8 protein-coding genes are annotated in these 19,297 nt (G+C 69.2%); 5 read left to right on the top strand and 3 right to left on the bottom strand.

Going from position 1 to position 19,297, the window contains the following annotated elements; all coding sequences use genetic code 11:
- Positions 1 to 294: 294 nt before the first annotated feature.
- Positions 295 to 3,585: a S16 family serine protease gene (locus ADK60_RS30970; protein ID WP_159400667.1), complete on the bottom strand. Its 3,291-nt coding sequence runs from the start codon at positions 3,583 to 3,585 to the stop codon at positions 295 to 297.
- Positions 3,586 to 3,779: 194 nt separating this feature from the next.
- The gene (locus ADK60_RS30975; protein WP_053650331.1) at positions 3,780 to 4,529 is read right to left on the bottom strand and encodes a hypothetical protein; all 750 of its coding nucleotides are present in this window, start codon (positions 4,527 to 4,529) and stop codon (positions 3,780 to 3,782) included.
- Between the two features lie 1,744 nt (positions 4,530 to 6,273).
- On the opposite strand from ADK60_RS30975, the gene ADK60_RS30985 reads away from it, so the two are divergent.
- Positions 6,274 to 7,887 carry a peptide chain release factor 3 gene (locus tag ADK60_RS30985; RefSeq protein WP_045940472.1) on the top strand — a complete coding sequence of 538 codons (1,614 nt, stop codon included), beginning with the start codon at positions 6,274 to 6,276 and terminating at the stop codon, positions 7,885 to 7,887.
- A 180-nt stretch (positions 7,888 to 8,067) separates the two neighbouring features.
- On the opposite strand, the gene ADK60_RS30990 is transcribed toward ADK60_RS30985, so the two are convergent.
- A complete protein-coding gene (locus ADK60_RS30990) occupies positions 8,068 to 8,457 on the bottom strand; it encodes a hypothetical protein (protein ID WP_053650333.1) in 390 nt (129 codons plus the stop codon).
- 500 nt (positions 8,458 to 8,957) lie between these two features.
- Here ADK60_RS30990 and ADK60_RS30995 point away from each other — a divergent pair, with 500 nt between their 5' ends.
- The 4 genes from ADK60_RS30995 to ADK60_RS31015 all read left to right on the top strand — a co-directional run.
- Entirely contained in the window at positions 8,958 to 9,191 is a 234-nt protein-coding gene (locus ADK60_RS30995) for a hypothetical protein (RefSeq protein ID WP_053650334.1), read from the top strand.
- Positions 9,192 to 10,537: 1,346 nt separating this feature from the next.
- Positions 10,538 to 11,668: a serine/threonine-protein kinase gene (locus ADK60_RS31005; protein WP_053650336.1), complete on the top strand. Its 1,131-nt coding sequence runs from the start codon at positions 10,538 to 10,540 to the stop codon at positions 11,666 to 11,668.
- A 163-nt stretch (positions 11,669 to 11,831) separates the two neighbouring features.
- Positions 11,832 to 14,732: an SNF2-related protein gene (locus tag ADK60_RS31010; RefSeq protein WP_234371361.1), complete on the top strand. Its 2,901-nt coding sequence runs from the start codon at positions 11,832 to 11,834 to the stop codon at positions 14,730 to 14,732.
- Positions 14,732 to 19,297, top strand: a 4,566-nt coding sequence (locus ADK60_RS31015; RefSeq protein WP_053650337.1) for a hypothetical protein, incomplete at its 3' end; no start/stop codon positions are given. The genes ADK60_RS31010 and ADK60_RS31015, both read left to right, overlap by 1 nt.

Below are 19,297 nucleotides of genomic sequence, written 5' to 3' on the forward strand. Positions count from 1 at the left end.
CGCGAGCAGGAACAGCGGGGGTCAGGACCGGCTCAGCCCGCAGAACCGCGCATACCGAAGAAATGGCCCTCTCCAACCTTCTGGACCAAGCTTCGGCCGGGACGCTTCGGTCGGGGCCGACGGGCCTGTTTCACCCATGGGTGGCCAGGGCTTTCACCAGTGGTCGGCCTTGGGGGATGTGACTGGCGAAAGATCTCCCCGATTGCTCCCTGGATGGGGCGGTGGTGGTTCTCGGCGCCCGGGACGATGTTGCCAGGGGATGGGCAGCTGATCGTTGTCCTGCGGGATCCGCCGTCAGCCGCAGGCGTCGTGGTAGGGGAGCATGGGGAGATGCTGCTGCCACTGCGGGCGCGTCGGGGTGTTGGTGCTCGTGCAGATCTGCCGGACGGACTGGGCCGCTCCCAGCGCCGACAGCCGCACCGTGTGGTCGTAGCCGGCGGTGGCGAGGGTGCTGCCGTCCGGGGTGAACGCCAGGGAGGTGAGCTCCGCAGCGGCGATGGCCATGGGTCGGCCGATCGCGGTCGGGTGGGCCGGGTCGGTGACGCGCCACAGGCGCACACTGGTTCCGGCGGTGGCGAGGACATGCCCGTCGGGGCTGAAGGCCACTGCTCTGACAGGGCTGGTGTAGCCGCTGAGCGGTTGGCCGAGCAGGGCGGGGCGGGAATGGTCGGAGACGTTCCACAACCGGACCGTACCGTCGGTGACGCCCGTGGAGGTGGTGGTGACAAGGGTCCGGCCGTCCGGGCTGAACGCCAGCGAGACAGAACCCCCGTCGAGGGGCGGACCGGATCGGGCCGGACGGTCCGGATCGGTCACGTCCCACAACTGCGTCGTGTCGTTGACGTAGCGGCCGGAGACGGCGAGGGTACGTCCATCGGGGCTGAACGCGATCGTACCGCTCACAGTCACGGCGCCGGTCGGCAGCCGGCCGCGCAGGCGGACACCGGTCAGGTCCGACACGTCCCACAGCCTCACACTGTTGTCGCCGCCGCTGATGCCGGTGGAGGTCGCGGTGGCGAGAATGCGTCCGTCGGGGCTGAACGCCACCGTGCTGACGCCGGCGGAGAAGTTCGTGATCCGGGCGGCCACGGTGGGACGGGCGGGTTCTGCCAGATTCCAGAGGGTCACGCGCTTGTCGCCGTAGACACTGGTGGCGAGAGCACGTCCGTCGGTGCTGAGGGCCATGGATGTGATGGCGCTGTCGGAGTCCTGGATCCGGCCGAGAGGAGTGGGGCCGGCCGGGTCCGCGGTGTTCCACAACCGTACGGTGAGGTCGGTGGAGGCGGTGGCGAGAAGGCGCCCTCCTGCGCCGAACAGCGTTTCCGTGACGATGTCGGTGTGGCCGGTCAGCAGGGATGTGGGCAGGTGCCACAGCCGTACGGTGCGGTCCTCGGATGCGGTAGCAACGGTGTGCCCGTCGGGGCCGAACGCCACGGAGTAGATGGCGGCGGTGTGGCCGGCCAGGGGCGGGGCGAGGGACATGGAACGTGCGGGGTCGGCGGTGTTCCACAGCCCCACGGTGTGGTCCGCGAAGGTGGTGGCGAGGATGTGTCCGTCCGGGCTGAACGCCATGGAGCCAACGCTGGCGGAGCCTGTCAGTGCTCTGCCCACCGCGACCACGTGGGCTGGATCGGCCACGTTCAGCAGGCGCACGCTCCCGTGATCGGAGGCGGCAAGCGTGCGGCCGTCCGGCCCGAACGCCAGCGAGCCGGCACTGGTCCAGATCTTGTCGAGCGGCACAGTACGGGCGGGGTCCGCGACGTTCCACAGGCGTACCCCGTACTCCACGGAGGAGGTGGCGAGGGTGCGACTGTCAGGGCTGAACGCCACCGTGTTCACCGCCGAGGTGTGCCGGAGGGGCGGACCCAGCGGCGCCGGGTGCGTGGGGTCGGTCACGTCCCACAGCTGCTCGTCCTCGACCTTCCTGCTGCCGGTGGCGAGGATGCGTCCGTCAGGGCTGAACTGCAGCGGGCCCATCGGAGTGCCGGCGAGGGGCTCGCCGAGTCCGTGGGGACGCGCCCGGTCCGTCACGTCCCACAACTGCACCGTGTCGACGGTGTTGACGCCGGCGGTCGCGAGAGTCCGTCCGTCAGGGCTGAACCTGACTTGGCTGACCCCGTTGCGGACCCGGACAGCCTCGCCGAACAGCGTGGGGTGCGCGGGGTTCGCCATGTCCCACAGGCCCAGGACGCCCCTGGCTCCGTCGGAGCCCACGGCGGCGAGAGTACGGCCGTCGGGGCTGAACGTCACCGCAAGGACGCTGCCGGGAAAGTCGCTCAGAACGGTGGACAGCGGCTTGTTCGCGTCTTCGAGCAAGCACGTGTAGTGATCCCCGGTGGGGCTGAGGCGGTACGCCTCGATGTCTACCCTGGCCGCGAGCGAGGGGTCAGTGGCGCGGAGCTGATCCGCTCGGGCCGAGACCTGGCTGACCAGGGCGCTTTGCCGACCTACCTGTGCCAGGTCGCGCCGGTGGAGGGCGAACACCCCGGCCGTAACGGCAGCGAGGACGAGCGCCGAGACGGCGATGCGACCGGTACGGAACTGCCGGGCGTACCGGTCGGCTTCGCGCAGGGTGGCAGCGAACCTCACATCACCGGGACGGGGAGCGGCGCCCAAGACCTCGAGCCGGTTCGCCTCAGGCACCACCAGGCGAAGGCCCTTGCGGCGCGCGGCGAGCAGCTTGGCGTCCAAACCGGCGACCCTGAGCACATGACCGTCCGCATCAAGGGCACCGGTGAGCGCGGTGCGCGGGCGCAGTCCGTAGAAGACGTCGCGGAGCCGGCCCACACCCGGCCCGTGCCGGAGCAGGGCCCGGAGTCCGAGTGCGAAGGCCACACCGAGCGAGGGTCCCTCGATCCGGTCCGGAGCCGTGGGTTCGTCGGACAGGACGATCCGCCACACCACGCAGCGGCCTTCGCGTTGCGAACCCGCCAGACGCCAAGCGTCGCCCAGCGCTGCGGCGAACTGGCCGTTCGGGCTGCGCACCCCGTCCATCGTTCGAGGGTCGGGATACAGTCCCGCCGGTCCCGGAGGGAACTCGCGCAGTTCCAGAACACCGGTGACGCCCTCGGCGGACAGGGCCTCTCCGCTCCGTCCGGATGAGCGACTGAAGACCACCGGGACCCGGACCACAGCGCGCTTGCGCGGTGCGATGCCCGCCATCATGAGCGCGGCGATCACCAGAAGTCCCTCGGCAGCGGACGGCGGCCCGCCCGGAGTCGCAGCATTGCGCAGCTGCTGGCTCCGTTGCAGGAGGCCGTCGATTCCGCCGGCGAGACGGGGGGAGAGTCCGGCGAGTTCCTTGCCGGACGGCCGTGCGGGTCCGGGAGCGACCTCGGAGCACAGCAGCCCGCCGCCCTCCCATGCCCTGAGCAGTTGCAGGAGTGCGACGTCGTGCTCCTCGGCGCCGCCTTCGGCCGCGACGAGCGCCCTGGCCAGGAGGAGGGGGTGATCGGCTCGCATCACAGCAGGGTGCTCCTGGTCCGATGCGGTCGCCCCGAGCCAGGCGTGCAGTTCTTCGCAGCCACGACCGGTGAGCCATACCGGATCCTCCCGAACCCCCTCGCTGCAGCAGTTCCACCACAACGCCGACTCGCCGAGCAGCTCCCGGACTGCGGCCTGCGGGCCGGATGCCCGCTCCAGCACACCCTCGACCGTGCTCCGAGCCGTGGAGCCGACCCGGGCCCCCCGCCGGCGCCCGCTGGTTCGGCGCGTCGCCACAGCGTCCGAGGGGGCTGGATCCCGGGTACTCGCGCGCTGCCCCGGTCCCCCCGCCCCGGTCACCGCAGCTCCTGGTCGATGACGCGACGAAGACCGACATCCGTGATCAGCGCCCGTACCTGGCGCCAGCTGTCACGGGTCGCATCATTGAGCGCTGCGCCGACCGACCGTGCGACCGTCGCGCCGTCCCACGTACTGTCCGGACCCACCGGAGCCGTCACGGAGGCCCTCCATCCCTCCCCGCCGAAGCCCGGGAGCCGGACGTACGAGGCGGCAGGTCCGAAACGCCCCCGAACCACGGGTACGAGCAACACCTGCTCAGGACCGGCCAGGCTCGAGTACTCGACCACCGTCATCAGTGGCACGGTGCCCTCGACTCCGTGCACGACGAGTTCCAGGCTGTACTCAGGAGGGATCCCATGGCTGCGCACGAGGAACCGGGCGGTGCCGTCCGGGGAGGCGGCCTCCACCAGCGGGGTGTCCCCTCCCGCAGCGGCCAGGCCGCCGGCCCGCGGAAGCTGCGGGAGAGAAAACCAACCCGGAGCAATCGGCCGGGAGCGTGACCGATCGCGCGCAGCCTCGGGCTCCGGATTCCGGTTTCCAGCCGGTTCCCCCGGGGAGACCGTCCCGGCGACGAGCGGTCCGGCGACGAGCGGTCCGGCGGGCAGGTCCGCTCCGATGAACGAGGCCCAGAGCCGCTGCCGCAGCGTGTACCCCTCGCGGGCGCGGGCCCCTGCCAGGGGACGGTGGGCGACCGTGCCGCCGGTGAACGAGCGCCAGGAGCGCCGGGCGACCGAGTCTGCGGCCATCACGACGCCTCCCTCGGAACGGGAGGCGCCCCTCCGTGGTCCGCTGGGGCCGCAGGCGCGTCCGGCACCGCTTCGCCGGGCCTGCGGACAGCTTGGGTCGGCGTGGTCGCCCGACCGATCTGGGCCAATAGTGCAGGGGCGGAGGCTCCCACAGTCACCGCCGCGTAGATGCCGGTGACCTCGGTATGGAGCAGCCACCCGGCCGCGCCTCCCAGCGCCACGCGCACGAGTGCGGCGAGCGAGTCTGCCAGTGGATCGACGAACCTACCGAGCGGCGGGAGCGGGTCCTCGGTCGCCCGTGCCGCATGCCGTGCCTCTTGCCAGCTGCGCAGACGTCCGTAGGTGACGACCGCTTCGGCGATCAGTCCACCGCCCGCCCCGGCAACCACGGCCTCGATCCACGTCAGCATCAATCCGCCCCCAGCCGACCTCGTGCCACCACTCCTGACGGAGAGTCGGCGTACGCCTTCGGCGCGCCGACTCCGAGAGGGCAACTGACGGCGCGCGCCTCGGCAATCGGCACGCACCTGCCCGGTGTTGCCCGCAAGCCCGGGGCCGACCGGCGACAGCGCTGATCCCAAGGCCGACCGGGCAAGTCGCCAAGCCGGCCGACTGCCAGTGCACATGGCCACCCTGCCGCGCAAGTGGTACCGGCGCCGCACTTGCCCTTCGCCCGGGGCAAACGCGATCAACCACGCAAAGCTGCCGAACCCGAGGAGAGCTGGTCACCGCGCCGGCGGCCCGGGGCCTGCGTCGGCGGCGCACCCGCCGGACCCCCAACGGTGCACGCTGATGCGGCAAGATCCGAAAGCCCCCATGCGCGCGCCCCCGGACCAGGGTGAGCCGCGGCGGGTCCCGGCTTCGCCGACCCGCTGGTCCCCGGCCGACCCCCAGCAAGATCACGGACCGGCTGCCCCAGCGCCCCGCCCCACCTGTCGGGCCATCGACAAAAAGGCCGCTGACCTGGGATTACTCCCGGCCAACGGCCTTCCGACATCACTGTCGGGACGACAGGATTTGAACCTGCGACCCCTTGACCCCCAGCGCGTGATCTTCCAGGCGGCGTGTCGCCTTGAGCGTGTTTCGCCAGCCGTGCGGAGGCGTTGCGGGAGATGCGGGCGGTGTTGGACGGTGAGCTGCGCGGGGTGTACGAGAACCGCCGAACCAAGGGGGCGAGTTACCCCGACCTTCGTCCCCATCACGTTGACGAGTGGATCGCCGCCCAGCTGGAGGCCGGGCGCGGCCGCGTCCACGCTGCGCAACGCGCTGAACGGCGCCGTCTCCTCCTGGCGGCTGCGCTACAACCCGGCCAAGCACTCCGTCCCGCCAAAGCCCCGCGCCGCCGAGCGTACCTGCTGGACTCCGGAAGAGGCCGCGAGCTTCCCGCGGCACAACGCCGAGCAGTACGCCGAGCAGTACGCCGACCTGTTCGAGGTCATCCTTGGTACTGGCTTGCGCCGCGGCGAGGCCCTCGCCCTGCACTGGTCGGACGTCCACCTCATGGCCGCCAGCTCTTCGTCCGCTGGACGCTCGCCGCCGTCACCAACAACGGCCTGGCCTTCGGCCGGTCCAAGACCGAGGCCGGACGAGCCTGGATCAGCCTCTCCCCCGGAGAACGGGAATTTCGGGGCCACGCCGCCCGACAGCCTATTATCGCTTCCTGGGCCTGCGGACCTGATCCCCGGCTCACCAGGTACGGAGAGGCGTCACCCGGCCTGCTGCCGATGCGTACCCGAGGAAACACGTGAGCACCGTACAATCGTTCCCCGTCCCGCAGGTCCTTCATGAGGCCGGCCGCCGACGGACCTTCGCTGTGATCAGCCATCCGGACGCGGGCAAGTCCACGCTCACCGAGGCGCTGGCGCTGCACGCGCGGGCGATCACTTCTGCCGGTGCGGTGCACGCCAAGGGTGACCGACGCGGCGTGACCAGCGACTGGATGGAACTGGAACGCGAGCGCGGCATCTCGGTGACCTCGGCCGCATTGCAGTTCGGCTATCGCGGCCACGTGATGAACCTGGTCGACACCCCCGGCCACGCCGACTTCTCCGAGGACACCTACCGGGTGCTGGCCGCCGTCGACTGCGCGATCATGCTGGTCGACGCGGCCAAGGGCCTGGAGGAGCAGACCCGCAAGCTTTTCGCGGTCTGCCGCCATCGCGGCGTCCCCGTGATCACCTTCATCAACAAGTGGGACCGGCGCGGCCAGAATGCACTCACCCTGCTCGAGGACATCGAGACGCACCTCGGGATCACCCCCGTCCCGGTCGTCTGGCCGGTTGGCAGCGCGGGCAACCTGCGCGGCCTGGTCGAAGCGGGGAACACCGAGCAGATGCTGCGCTACACCAAGGTGCCGGCCGGCACGCACGCCGCCCTCGAGGAGCAGCTCACCTCCGAGAAGGCCGCCGAGCAGGAGGGCGAAGCCTGGACGACCGCGCTGGAGGAGCTGGAGCTGGTGCTCTCGTCCGGCCCCGGCTACGACCAGGAGGCCTTCGAGGCCGGCAGGATCAGCCCGGTCTTCTTCGGCGCCGCGCTGACCAACATAGGTGTGAAGCTCCTGCTGGACGCCGTGGTCGACCTCGCTCCGGCTCCCGGGCCCCGCCGGCTGGCCAAGGGCGGCAGCCGCGAGGTCGGCGAGGAGTTCTCCGGCCTGGTGTTCAAGATCCAGGCGAACATGGACCCGGCCCATCGCGACCGGATCGCCTTCGTCCGAGTCTGCTCCGGCGTCTTCGAGCGCGGCATGCACGTCACCCGGGCGGCCAGCGGCCGCTCGTTCGCAACCAAGTACGCGCACACCGTCTTCGGAGCCGAGCGCACCGTGGTCGACACCGCGTACCCCGGCGATGTGGTCGGCCTGATCAACGCGAGCGCGCTGCGGGTCGGCGACACCCTCTTCACCGGCAAGAAGACCGAGTTTCCCCCGCTGCCCGCCTTCGCCCCCGAGTACTTCGCGGTGGCACGGCCCAAGGACATCAGCCGGTCCAAGCAGTTCCGCAAGGGCGTCGCCCAACTCGACGAGGAAGGCGTGATCCAGGTGCTGGTCTCCGACCGGCGTGGCGACCAGGCGCCGGTCATGGCTGCGGTCGGCCCGATGCAGTTCGATGTGATCCTGCACCGGATGGAGCACGAGTTCTCTTCCCCGATCGCCCTCGACCAGCTCTCCTACCGCTTGGCCCGGATCACTGACGCCGACGGCGCCGCTGCCCTGGCCAAAGCCCGCCTGATCAGCGGCGAGGTGCTCACCCGCCGCTCGGATGGCGTGCTGCTGGCCTTGTTCGCCGACAAGTGGCAGCTGAACGCCTTCCAGCGTGCCCAACCCGACATCCTGCTCCAGCCGCTGATCGCCACGGCGGACTGATCGCCGTACTCTCGGCCCGGCGGCCGCCGTCGACAAACTGCTGCGCGGCCCGCTCGGGCAGTTGGCCGACCGGCAGCAGTCGCTCGGCGAGCCGGGCCGCGCGCTCACCACGGCAACCGAAGGCCGACCGCTACCCGCAACGGGTGCTTCAGGGGCGCGGTCGTCCCAGAGGGCGCGCCGTCAGCGTCGGCCGCCGCCGATACGGCGGTCGTCGGCCAGTGCCGTCAGCGGGCCGTACTCGCAGGCAAGCTCGTTCCACGTCAGAACCTCGCCGCAGCGGGCCGGGAACTCCTTCGGGTCGAACTCGGGCATGGTCCAGGTGCCAGTGCCCCGGTCCCGCAGCCACAGGTCCCCGTCACCGTCGACCACACTCGGCGGGACCGGTACGGGCTCGGCCTGATCGGTGGGATCCCAGGTGACCCGGCCCGGGTGGGAAACGCGGCGCAGCTCGGTGGTGGCCAGCCGCGCGGCCAAGTCACGGGTGGACTCCTCGGCGTCCTTGACCGACGCGAGTCGGAATGCGTCGTCAAGTACGGGCAGGGCTGGATTCTTGCTGCGCTTTGAACTCATACGCCGACTACCTCCGGTAGGGGGCACCACATCCGTTGTGGCACCCCGTAGAGGCACACGGTATCCGAGGCGGGAGCCGGGCCGGCTACGCCCTTTCAAGAGCACCTCTTCCTCCGACCCTCACCGCGACGGTCTTCAGCCGACGCAGCAGGAGGCGGTTTGGAGCTTCCCTCCCCGGGGGCGACTCCGAGGGGCCAAAACCCTCATCGCTGTGCAACATCATTCAGTTGCTACCGGCCTGCACCGGCAGACCCTTTCCGTTCAACGGATCGTGATCTTCCGAGCGGTGTGTCGCCTTGAGCGTGTCTTCGCCGTCTGGTTCTGAGTGCTTCGCGCTTCGCCCCGCACGCCCTGCCGCCACACCCGACACGGCAGCCACTCTTGCCCCAGAGGGACCACCCAGTCCGAGAGAAGGGGAAGCTCATGGGACAGCGTGCGCAGCGTGGCAGGGTCTACCGGCGGTGTGGTTGTACGGGCGGGCACGGGAAGCAGCTGGGTCCGTGGTGCGTGCGGCTGCTGGGGGAGGCGGGTCACGGGTCTCCAAGACCCTGCGGCACTCCACCCTGTCGACCACCGCGAACATCTACAGCCACCTGACCTGGGACGTCGCCAGAGCCGCCGTGAACACCATCGAGGCAAGGCTCCACCTCGTCGAAGCCCGCACCCGGCACGCCCCGGACGCCCCCGTTCACGACATCGGCTCGCCGAACCCGCTGTTCAGCCACGCGGCCTGATGGCCCCCACCGCTGCAGACGGCTCGGCGCTCCTGGCCGCTCCGGCCACCAGGGCCGACAAGCAACCGGGATTCACGGCTCACAGCTGACACCCGAAAACGTGCGGCCCGTCGAGGCAGATGCCGCCGCAGGTTCCGTCGGCATGCCCATTTCCCGCGAGTCCCCGCCCATTTCAGCGCCGAAGAGGCGACCAGCCCGAGATCGCCGGCACGCGGATTCCCGGGTGAATGAACAGATGCCCCGTCACGACCAGGTCGGAGGAGCCGGGCCTGCGGAAACGTGCTCAGCGAGGCGATGCGAACGAGCGCTCACGACCACACTGCGACCACCAAAGGAAAAGGCCGTTATCATCATTTCGACAAGAACGGCCTCCGACCTGCGACAACGCTGGTCGGGACGACAGGATTTGAACCTGCGACCCCTTGGCCCCCAGCGGTTCGCCATTCCCCCCGAAATACCTGCTCGCGCACGTCATACGTGTTCAGAAAAGGGCAATGCAGGGACGTCGCGCAGAGGTGTGCAGGACGTGTGGTCCCCGACTGGTCCCCAGGCCACGAGGCCACACAACCCCAGCTCGCCTGCAACTTCACGTCATCCATGATCTCATCGTAGACCGAGGCGCCAGAAAGGGAAGACTCTTTCAGAGAGTGGTCTACTGTCTCGCTAGGGCAAATTCGAGAGACCAGCTGATCTTCCAATCAGACTGGCCGGGGGTTTCCAGGTGACGCCTGCCGTCGATCCGACAATCACCGATAAGGCAGGATTCGACTTCGTGATTTTATGGCCCGCCATTGCTTCTACGACCGGGCAGCACGCGACGGCCGTCTGGTGGAAGCCCACAAAGTCTCGGTGGCCTCTGCCGAGATCACGTGGGCTCCCGGTGAAGCTGTTTGCAAGGGGACAAGGGCTGCATAAGCACGAGGCCGGGGGTTCGGTCAGGCAGCAGCTCCAGGTATGCGGAGTGGGTGACTTTCTCGCAGGAGTCTCTGGTGCGACCGCGCACCTCGTCTCGGCTACTGGGCGCATGCCCGGGAGTACGGGGCTCCTCGGAGCTGTGAGTGATGACGACCTGGCCATTGAAGATCAGGTAGGGCGACCACTGGTCAGGCCCGACCCAGACTGCCACCATGAGCACCGACGCGTTGACTGCCGCGTCCGGGCCCCAACCGCCGACCACTACGACTCCGGGTGTCGCTAGCCCTCCCTCACGGGGACTGACCCGTGCCTGGACCCCGAAGAACAGCAAGGTCGCGAATACAACAGATAGGCTTGGCGAACCCGGCACCAATGACTTCAACAGTCGGACGGCCTGTCCAGAGCATCGACATAGGAGTGCGGAGCAGCAGATGGCGGCGATGCCTGAGAAGGTCGGTCGGTATTTCCTGCAGGAGGAGCTCGGGTCTGGCGGTATGGGCACGGTCTACAAGGCGTACACCCCGGCCGGTGATCCGGTGGCGGTCAAGCTGATCCGCCGCGACCAGCTCGAAGAGGCCACCCGTCTCCGCTTCGAGCGGGAGGCGGCTATCGCCAAGGCACTGGTCGCCACGAACCGAGTCGCCCGGTTCCTGGAGGCCGACCCCTTCGCCGACCAACCGTGGATGGCGATGGAGTACGTCCCAGGGCGGACCCTGCGTGACCATGTGGAGGCCGAGGGGCCGCTCCCGCCGTTGCTGGTCGCCAGTCTGGGCGCACTCCTGGCCGAGGGGCTGGACGCCGCGCACCGGGCAGACCTGGTCCACCGGGACCTCAAGCCGCAGAACGTCATGCTCGGTGCGGACGGACCGGTGATCATCGACTTCGGTCTCGGCGCGTTCACGGTGCCCGGCCCCGCAGATCAGGACTCGCTCTCGCACCAGGGACTGGTCATCGGCTCGATCCGCTGTATGCCCCCGGAGCAGGCGGCGGGGAACCCGCAGGTGACCTCGGCGGCGGACGTGTACGGTCTCGGCGCGGTCCTGCTGTACGCCGCAGCCGGCTGCTACGCCTACGACGGTGCGAGCTGGGACGAGCTGCGCGGGCGTCTGGTAGACCCGGCGACGGCCCCGGATCTGGGGGCCCTGCCGACGTCGCTTCGTCCGCTCGTCTCCTGGATGCTGGCCCAGAACCCGCAAGACCGGCCCACCCTCGACCAGGTGGCCGAGCACTGCGGCGAACTGATCGGAGCTGTCGGCCTCACGCCGGTGGATGCCCGACTGCTGCTGATGTCCCGCACCGCACCGCAGCTCGAACCCGTTCCGGAGCTGACCGAGTCGCTCCAGCGACGGCTGGAGCAGGCCGAGGCCGAGCCGGCAGTCGCGGATGATGCTGCGGAGACGGCCGGGAACCCGCAGGACTCGTACGACCAGCTGGCAATGCCCCTTGCTCCTGCCACGGACCGCGAGCCGGAGCCCGGCACGGCCCGAGCGGTCAGAGTTCCTGCTTCGCGCCGGATCGCCGACACCCTGCGGCGTGAGTACGCGGCGGCGACCCGGCTCTGATCACGGTCGGTGGCAGATGGCAAGCTGTGTGAAGTAGACGTACTGGTGATGGCGGGAGTGGAGTAGAGCTTTGGGACTGGACTCGGCGTCAACACCGGCGTCGGCAGACAGCGAGGTCAGTGCGGGGGCGGGCCGGGGCAGCGGGTTTCCGGCGGGCTCGCAGGTGGAGGTCCGCGACGAGCTCTGGCTGGTGCGCCGCTGTCAGTGGACCGAGCACGACGGCTGGATGATCGAGGTCTCCGGAGTCTCGCCGTTCGTCCGCGGCGCTGACGCCGTCTTCTACAGCAGGCTCGACGCTGTCCGCGTGCTCGACCCGGCCGACACCGAGTTGGTTCGCGACGACTCCCCACGCCACCGCCGCTCCCGCCTCCATCTCGAAGCCGTGATCCGAAAGACCGCCCTGCCGCAGACGGAACACGGGCTCGCGCTGGCCGACAACTTCCTGATGGACTCCCAGACCCACCAGCTGCGGCCGGCCGAGCTCGCGCTGTCCATGCGCAATCCGCAGCCCCGGCTCCTCATCGCGGATGTGGTCGGACTCGGCAAGACGCTGGAGATCGGTGTCCTGCTGGCCGAGCTGATCCGCCGGGGTCGCGGCGAGCGGATCCTGGTGGTGACCCCTCAGCATGTGCTCGAACAGTTCCAGCGCGAGCTGTGGACACGCTTCGCCATCCCGCTGGTCCGGCTGGACTCCACCGGGATCCAACGCATCCAGCAGGAGATCCCGGCCGGCCGCAACCCCTTTGCGTACTTCAAGCGCGCGATCATCTCGGTGGACACCCTCAAGAGCGACCTGTACGCCCACCACCTGGAGCGCACCGACTGGGACGCCGTCGTCATCGACGAGTCCCACAACCTGGTCAACCGGGGCACCCGTAACAACACGCTGGCCCGGCTGCTCGCACGGCGGACCGACGCGCTGATCCTCGCCTCCGCCACCCCACACAACGGCGACGCGACGTCCTTCGCCGAGTTGGTGCGGATGCTCGACGAGGCTGCGATCGCCGATCCACGTCGCTATGACATCGCCGATCTCGAACACCTCTACATCCGTCGCACCAAGACCACTCCTGAAGTTCGCGACGGCCTCAAGGGAGCGTGGGCGGACCGTGGCCCCTCGCTTCCGGTGCACGCGCCGGCGAGCGACAAGGAACTGGCGGTCTTCCGGGAGCTCATCGACCACTGGATCCCCCGCGACGAGGCCGCCTCCGGAGTGAGCGGCCATCAGCTGGTGCCCTATCAGCTGCTCAAGTCCTTCCTCTCGTCCCACCAAGCCCTGCTGGAGACGATCTCCACGCGCACGGGAACTCTGAACCGTGAGCTGGAGAAGTCCGGTGATCCGGCGAAGCTGCAGCGCCTCCGAGCCGAGCGCGAGGCGCTCGCCGCCCTGAAGCAGTGCGCCGGGCGGGTTGAGGACGCCGACTCCGCCAAGCTCGCCGCCCTGATCGCAGAGCTGCGCACGCTGGGTGTCGGTCCGGGCTCCGACACTCGGGTGGTGGTGTTCTCCGAGCGGGTACGGACCTTGAAGTGGCTCGCGGAAGCCGTACCCGCCGCGCTCGACTTCCCCCGTGGAAAGAGCCCGGACAGTGGCAAGCCCTGGCTGGCTTATCGGGGTGCCGTACAGGTCATGCACGGCGAGGCCAACACCGACCAAGAGCAGCAGGCCATGGTCGCGCAGTTCGGTCTCAAGGATGCTCCGGTACGGATGCTGTTCACCGGAGACATCGCTTCCGAGGGCGTCAACCTGCACCACCAGTGCCATCTGCTGATCCACTACGACCTGCCGTGGTCACTGATCCGCATCGAGCAGCGCAACGGTCGGATCGACCGGTACAAGCAGGAGATCCCGCCGCAGTTCCGCGCGATCGTGCTGACCAGTGACCTGGCCTGGCGCACCGACGAGCTCGGTGCGCCGCGCACCCTTGACGACCGCCTGGTCGGCGAGAAGCTGCTCGCCCGCGAGGCAGAGGCCCACCGCATCGAGGGCAGCGCCGAGGCCGTCACCGGCCTGTACCGCGCCAAGGAGGAGGAGAACCGACTCACCCTCGATCTGATCCAGGGCCGCACCGTCGAGGCATCGCTGAAGGAGTCGCGCCTGGCCGGCGCGGATTTCCTCGCGGACCTGCTCGGCAACGTCGGCTCGGCGACGACGGCCGAACCCGTCGCCCGTGCCGTGGTGCCCAGCTTGTTCAAGGACGCGACGGAGTACTTCGACGCTGCCCTCGACCAGGTCTTCCGCCCCAATCCCGCGGACGCGCTGCGACTGCGCCGGGAGGAGGACGGCACGATTGCCTTCGAGCCCCCGCGCGACCTGCTGCACCGGCTGCGTTCGCTCCCCAAGTCGTACCTGGACGAGCAGCGCATCCTCCCGCGCAAGGACCAGCCCGGTCGGATCAGGGTCACCTTCAGCAAGCCGTTGGCCGACGCCCGGCTGGGCGCCGCCCGGGAAACCAGCGACACCCAGTGGCCGAACGTGTCCTATCTGACGGACATTCATCCGGTGATGGACTGGATCACTGACAAAGTCCTGGTGGAGTTCGGCCGAAAGCAGGCACCGGTGCTCGCGGCGGCCGGCGTGGACTGTCCTACCTACCTGGTACAGGGCGTCTACTCGAACGGCCTCGGCCGGCCCACCGTGGTCGAGTGGATGGCGGTGTCGGGCCTCGGCCCGGAGGACGACGGGCCCAGGGTGGCGGCAGTCACCGACGAGCTGCTGCGCCGCTACGGGGTGGGCCCGGACATGCCGGGCCGTGCCGTGCCGGTGGACCTGCTGGCATTGCAGGCGCTGGTGCCTCAGGTGGTGGAGGCAGCCCGGCAGCACATGGAGAGTCTGCAGGACGAGTACCGCAAGCGGATCGACGCCGTACTCGAACCCTTCCGTGCGCGCGTCAGCCGGTGGCAGCAGCAGACGCTCTGGGGCGGGTCGGCCCGCGTCGCGGAGACCGCCGACCGGCGGCTGCGGCTCGCCGAGTCCCTGCAGACCGCAGGCGCGCCGTTGCTGCGGCTGCTCGCCGTGCTCGAACCGACCGCTGCCGCTGCCACCGCCGAGGAGGGGCACCGCTGATGGTCACCGACTTCGATTCCTTCAGCAATCGCGGCGAGTACCTGGCCGCGCACTTCTTCGCCGAACAGCTCGGTGAGGAGCTCAAGAAGGGCATCTTCAAGACCTGGTCGCTGCGCGAGAACGACGAGAACGACCCGCGTCGCACCCCTCGGGAGCTGCTGCGCTCTCTGCGCAGCAGCTACTTCGACGACGACCGGCGCGGCTACTTCGCCAAGGCGGCGGCAGGCGGCGAGCTCGACACCTACGAGAACGCCGAGTGGCGGGAACGGCTGGGCGAGTGGCACGCCGAGCTGCTTGCCGCTCTTGGTTACGACAGCGGCGAGCCGCAGCGAGTCAGCCTCCACCAGGCCGGACGCACCGTCGAGATGTCAGTGGCCTGGGCCAGCGAGGAGGACGGAATCCTCGCCGTGGAGTGCGGCTGGGCCACCGAGGTGGACAGCGCGCTCGACGACGAGGCCGGGGCCCCCGGTCACCTGCTGCACCCGCTCCGGATCCGGGCAGGCGAGGCTTACGAGACCGGCGCACAGCTCACCTCCTGGCTCTTCGGCTCCGAGCTCGGCGGCGAGGACAGCGGGCGGCGGGTGCGGTTCGTGCTGCTGCTGTGCGGTGGTGTGCTCGTACTCGCGGACCGGCAGGCCTGGGCCGAGGGCCGGTATCTGGCGGTCAGCCTGGACGCGGCACTGGAGCGCAACGACACCCGGGCCGGCGGTGAACTGGCGGTAGCGGCCGCCCTGTTCTGCCGCGAGATGCTGGCGGTGGGCGACGCCGACCGCGAACGAGGCCTGGACAAGCTGCGCAAGACGGCCAACGACAGTGCGGCGGGAGTCTCGAAGGAACTGCGGCACGGACTGCAGCGCTCAGTCGAGCTCATCGCCAACGAGGTGCTGGAGCGCCTGCGTGAGGAAGGCGTGAAGCCGGAGGAAGTCACCGACCCCCGGACGCCCTTCGCTCGGCAGCTGACCAGGGAGTCGCTGCGCTACCTGTACCGCGTGCTCTTCCTGCTGTACGCCGAGGCCCGCCCGGAGCTCGGCATCCTGCCGGCCGACGACGGCTCGTACGAGGCCGGGTACTCCGTGGCCCGCCTGCGTGAGCTGGTCGAGCGGGACGAGGAGCTGGTCGAGGAGGAGGCCCGCCAGGGCTTCCACCTCTTCGCCTCGCTCGATCTGCTGTTCAACAAGGTCAACTCGGGCCACCGGCCGTACGGCACCGAACCGGACGACGACCTGCCGGGCGACGACGAGGAGACCCGCCGCGAGAAGGCCGCCCGCCGCAGCGAGGACCGGGGGCTGCGCTTCGAGGCACTGCGCAGCGAGCTGTTCGAGCCGGGCGCGGTGCGGCTGATCGGCACCCGACTGCCCGACCCGCGGGTGGACGAGGACGCGGAGGAGGCATACGGGCCGCGCTGGCTCGACTTGCGGCTGCGCAACGAGTGCCTGCACCAGGTGCTGCGGCTGCTCACCCTGAAGCCGGGTCGGCGCGGCGAGCGGGGCGCGGTGATCTCCTACCGCAACCTGGGCATCAACCAGCTCGGCGCGGTCTACGAGGGCCTGATGTCCTACACCGGCATCATCGCCGGCGATGAGCTCTGCGAGGTCGCCAAGGGTGGCGACCCGGAGAAGGGCTCCTGGCTGATCCCGAGCAAGCGGCAGAACGAGTACCCGAGCGAGTGCCTGGTCGAGTACGGCGAAGCCGATGCGCAGCGCGGTCGGCGCGGGGTGAAGAAGTACCCGGCAGGGACGTTCGTCTACCGTCTGGCCGGGCGGGACCGGGAGACCTCGGCGTCGTACTACACGCCTGAGTCACTGACCAAGGTCACGGTCGAGCTGACCCTCAAGCAGCGGCTCAGCCAAGGCACTCGGGCTGCCGAGCTGCTCCAGTACAAGATCTGCGAGCCTGCGCTCGGCTCCGGCGCGTTCCTCAACGAGGCGATCAACCAGGTCGCGGAGGAGTACTTGCGGCGGCGTCAGGAAGAGCTGGGATACCGGGTGCCGACGCCCGATGCCCTGGCGGAGAAGCAGAAGGTCAAGGCCTACATCGCGCTGCACAACGCGTACGGCGTCGACCTGAACGCGACGGGCGTCGAGCTGGCCGAGGTGTCGCTGTGGCTCAACACCATGCACCCGGGCATGCGGGCCCCGTGGTTCGGGCTGCACCTACGCCGGGGCAACTCGCTGATCGGTGGCCGCCGCGCGGTCTACGGCGAGTCCGCCGTCAAGGGCAAGGACTGGCTCAAGACGAAGGGCGCACTCGCCCCGCGTGAGCTGCCCATGTCGGAGGAACTGCCGCGCGGCGCGGTGCACCAGTTCCTGCTGCCGAATGCCGGGTGGGCGTCAGTCGTCGGTGAGAGCGAGGCCAAAGCGCTCGCGCCGGAGGCGGAGAAGCGGCTCGCTGCCTGGAAGAAGGGCATCCTCAAGGCTCCGACGGCCACGGCTGCCCGGGGGCGCAAGCTCTCCCAGCTGGCGCGGCTCCAGGCGGTGTCCCGGCGAGCCGAGTTCCTGTGGGAGCTTGTCGTCGAGAGGATGAAGATCTCGGAGCGGGAGATCTCCCGCCACATCGACGTGTGGGGCGCCGATCCGGATGACCCGGAGTACGCCTTCCTCGCGCGGCCGGAGCAGGCCGTGCCGAAGGAGAAGGTGTTCCACGACCTGTTCACTGCGAAGGGCACGCCGTACTGGCGGCTCAAGACCGTCATGGACGTGTGGTGCTCGCTCTGGTTCTGGCCGCTGGAGTTGGCAGGGAAGCTCGACGGGAGCGAGCTCCCGGCAGCTGACGACGCGTCGGCTGCTGCGGAGCTGCCCGTCGGCGAGGCGTTGGCGCCGGAGACGGTGATGGCGACGCCAAAACTCACTTATGAGTCCGTCGCGCTCTCCTTCGACGAGGAGGTTGTGCAGGAGGTCCGTGCGCTGCCCGAGCCGAAGGCGAGGAAGAAGGCAGCCGCCAAGCCGCGCCACGCGATTGAACGGCGGCCGTTCATCGCACTGACGAACTTCGAGGACTGGCTCGACTTCCTGGAGGGCGTGCTCGGCACAGCGGACGTCGAGGAGGGATCGATCGTCCCCTCCTTCGCCGACCTCGACAGCCTGGAGGAGTACGAGGAGCAACTGCCCGGCTGGATGGGCATGGACAACGAGTACCGCCTGAGCGAACGCTTCCCCTGGCTCGATGCAGCACAGGACATCGCCACTGCGCAGGGCTTCCTCCACTGGGAGCTGGACTTCGCCCTGGTCTTCGCGCGGAAGGGCGGTTTCGACCTCCAGGTCGGCAACCCGCCGTGGGTGCGGCCCGACTGGGTAGAGCAGAGCGGACTGGCCGAGTTCGAGCCTTGGTTCGCTCTGGCGGAGAAGCCGACGCGGGATGAGTGGCTGGCACGGAAGGAACAGGTCCTCGCGGACGAGGGCGCGCAGCGAACCTGGCTCGGTGAGCTGGCCGGAGTTGCCGGCACGGTGGCGATGCTGAGCAGCGGCACGACGTACCCGCTCATCGCGGGGACACGGCCGGACCTGTACCGGGCGTTCATGTGCCGGGCATGGCGCAACCTCGCTAGTGGGGAGGGGACGGCGGGGCTGATCCATCCCGACACCCACTTCAACGGGGTGAAGGAGGGGCGGCTGCGGCAGGCAGCCTACGAGCGGCTCCGGTTCCATGCGCACTTCTGGAACCGGGCGGGTGCATTCCCTGACATCCACCCCAACACCGAGTTCGGTGTGCAGGTCTACGGTCCGCCGAAGGAGATCGGGTTCACCCATGTGAGCTGGCTCTTCCACGCTGCCACACTGAGCGACTCGCTCAAGCACGAAGGGGAAGGTGAGCTGCCTGGGATCAAGCACGAAGGTCGGTGGGAGTCGCGCCCGCACCGCGACCGGTTGGTCGAAGTTGACTGGGTCCAACTCGCCGAGTGGCACCGCCTGAGCGGCGAGACGGACGTGCCCGCAGCCCAGGCCGCGCTGCTGTATCCGGTGACGGCCAGTGAGCAGGGCGCTGTCCAGGCTCTTGCCGCTTACAGCAAGCGTCTGGGAGAGCATGAGCCAAACATTTCGGTTGGCATGTTTGAGAACCTGGCAACAAGGAAGCTCGGCTTGTACGAGTGGAACACCTCGCACGTGCCGAGCCTTGATGAGGTAATCCTTCAGGGCCCCCATATCGCTGGAGCGAATCCGTTCTCCAAACAACCGAACATCCCCTGCCGCACCAACCGCGACTGGTCCGCCAGTAACCTGGCTGTGCTGCCTGAAGACGCCGTGCCAGTGACCAACTACGTGCGCGCCTGCGACCTCGAAACCTACCGCGCTGCGCAGGACGTTTGGGACGGTCAACGCTACACCGAGTACTTCCGCCTGACCTGGCGACGTATGGTGCCCTTTGATACCGAGCGTTCACTATTCGCTGCACTGATCCCACCCGGGCCAGCACATATGGACGCGGTGAACTCCATGGCGCTGGAAGACAATCGGAGTACCGCGCTGAACGCAGGGTTCTGGGCTGCCCTTCCGCTGGACTATCTACTGCGCATTACCAGCCGGTCTGACTTGCGTGTCGCCGAGGCCCGCAAGATGCCCGCCCCCGAC

This window comes from Streptomyces sp. XY431, assembly GCF_001279805.1.
Lineage (GTDB): Bacteria > Actinomycetota > Actinomycetes > Streptomycetales > Streptomycetaceae > Kitasatospora > Kitasatospora purpeofusca.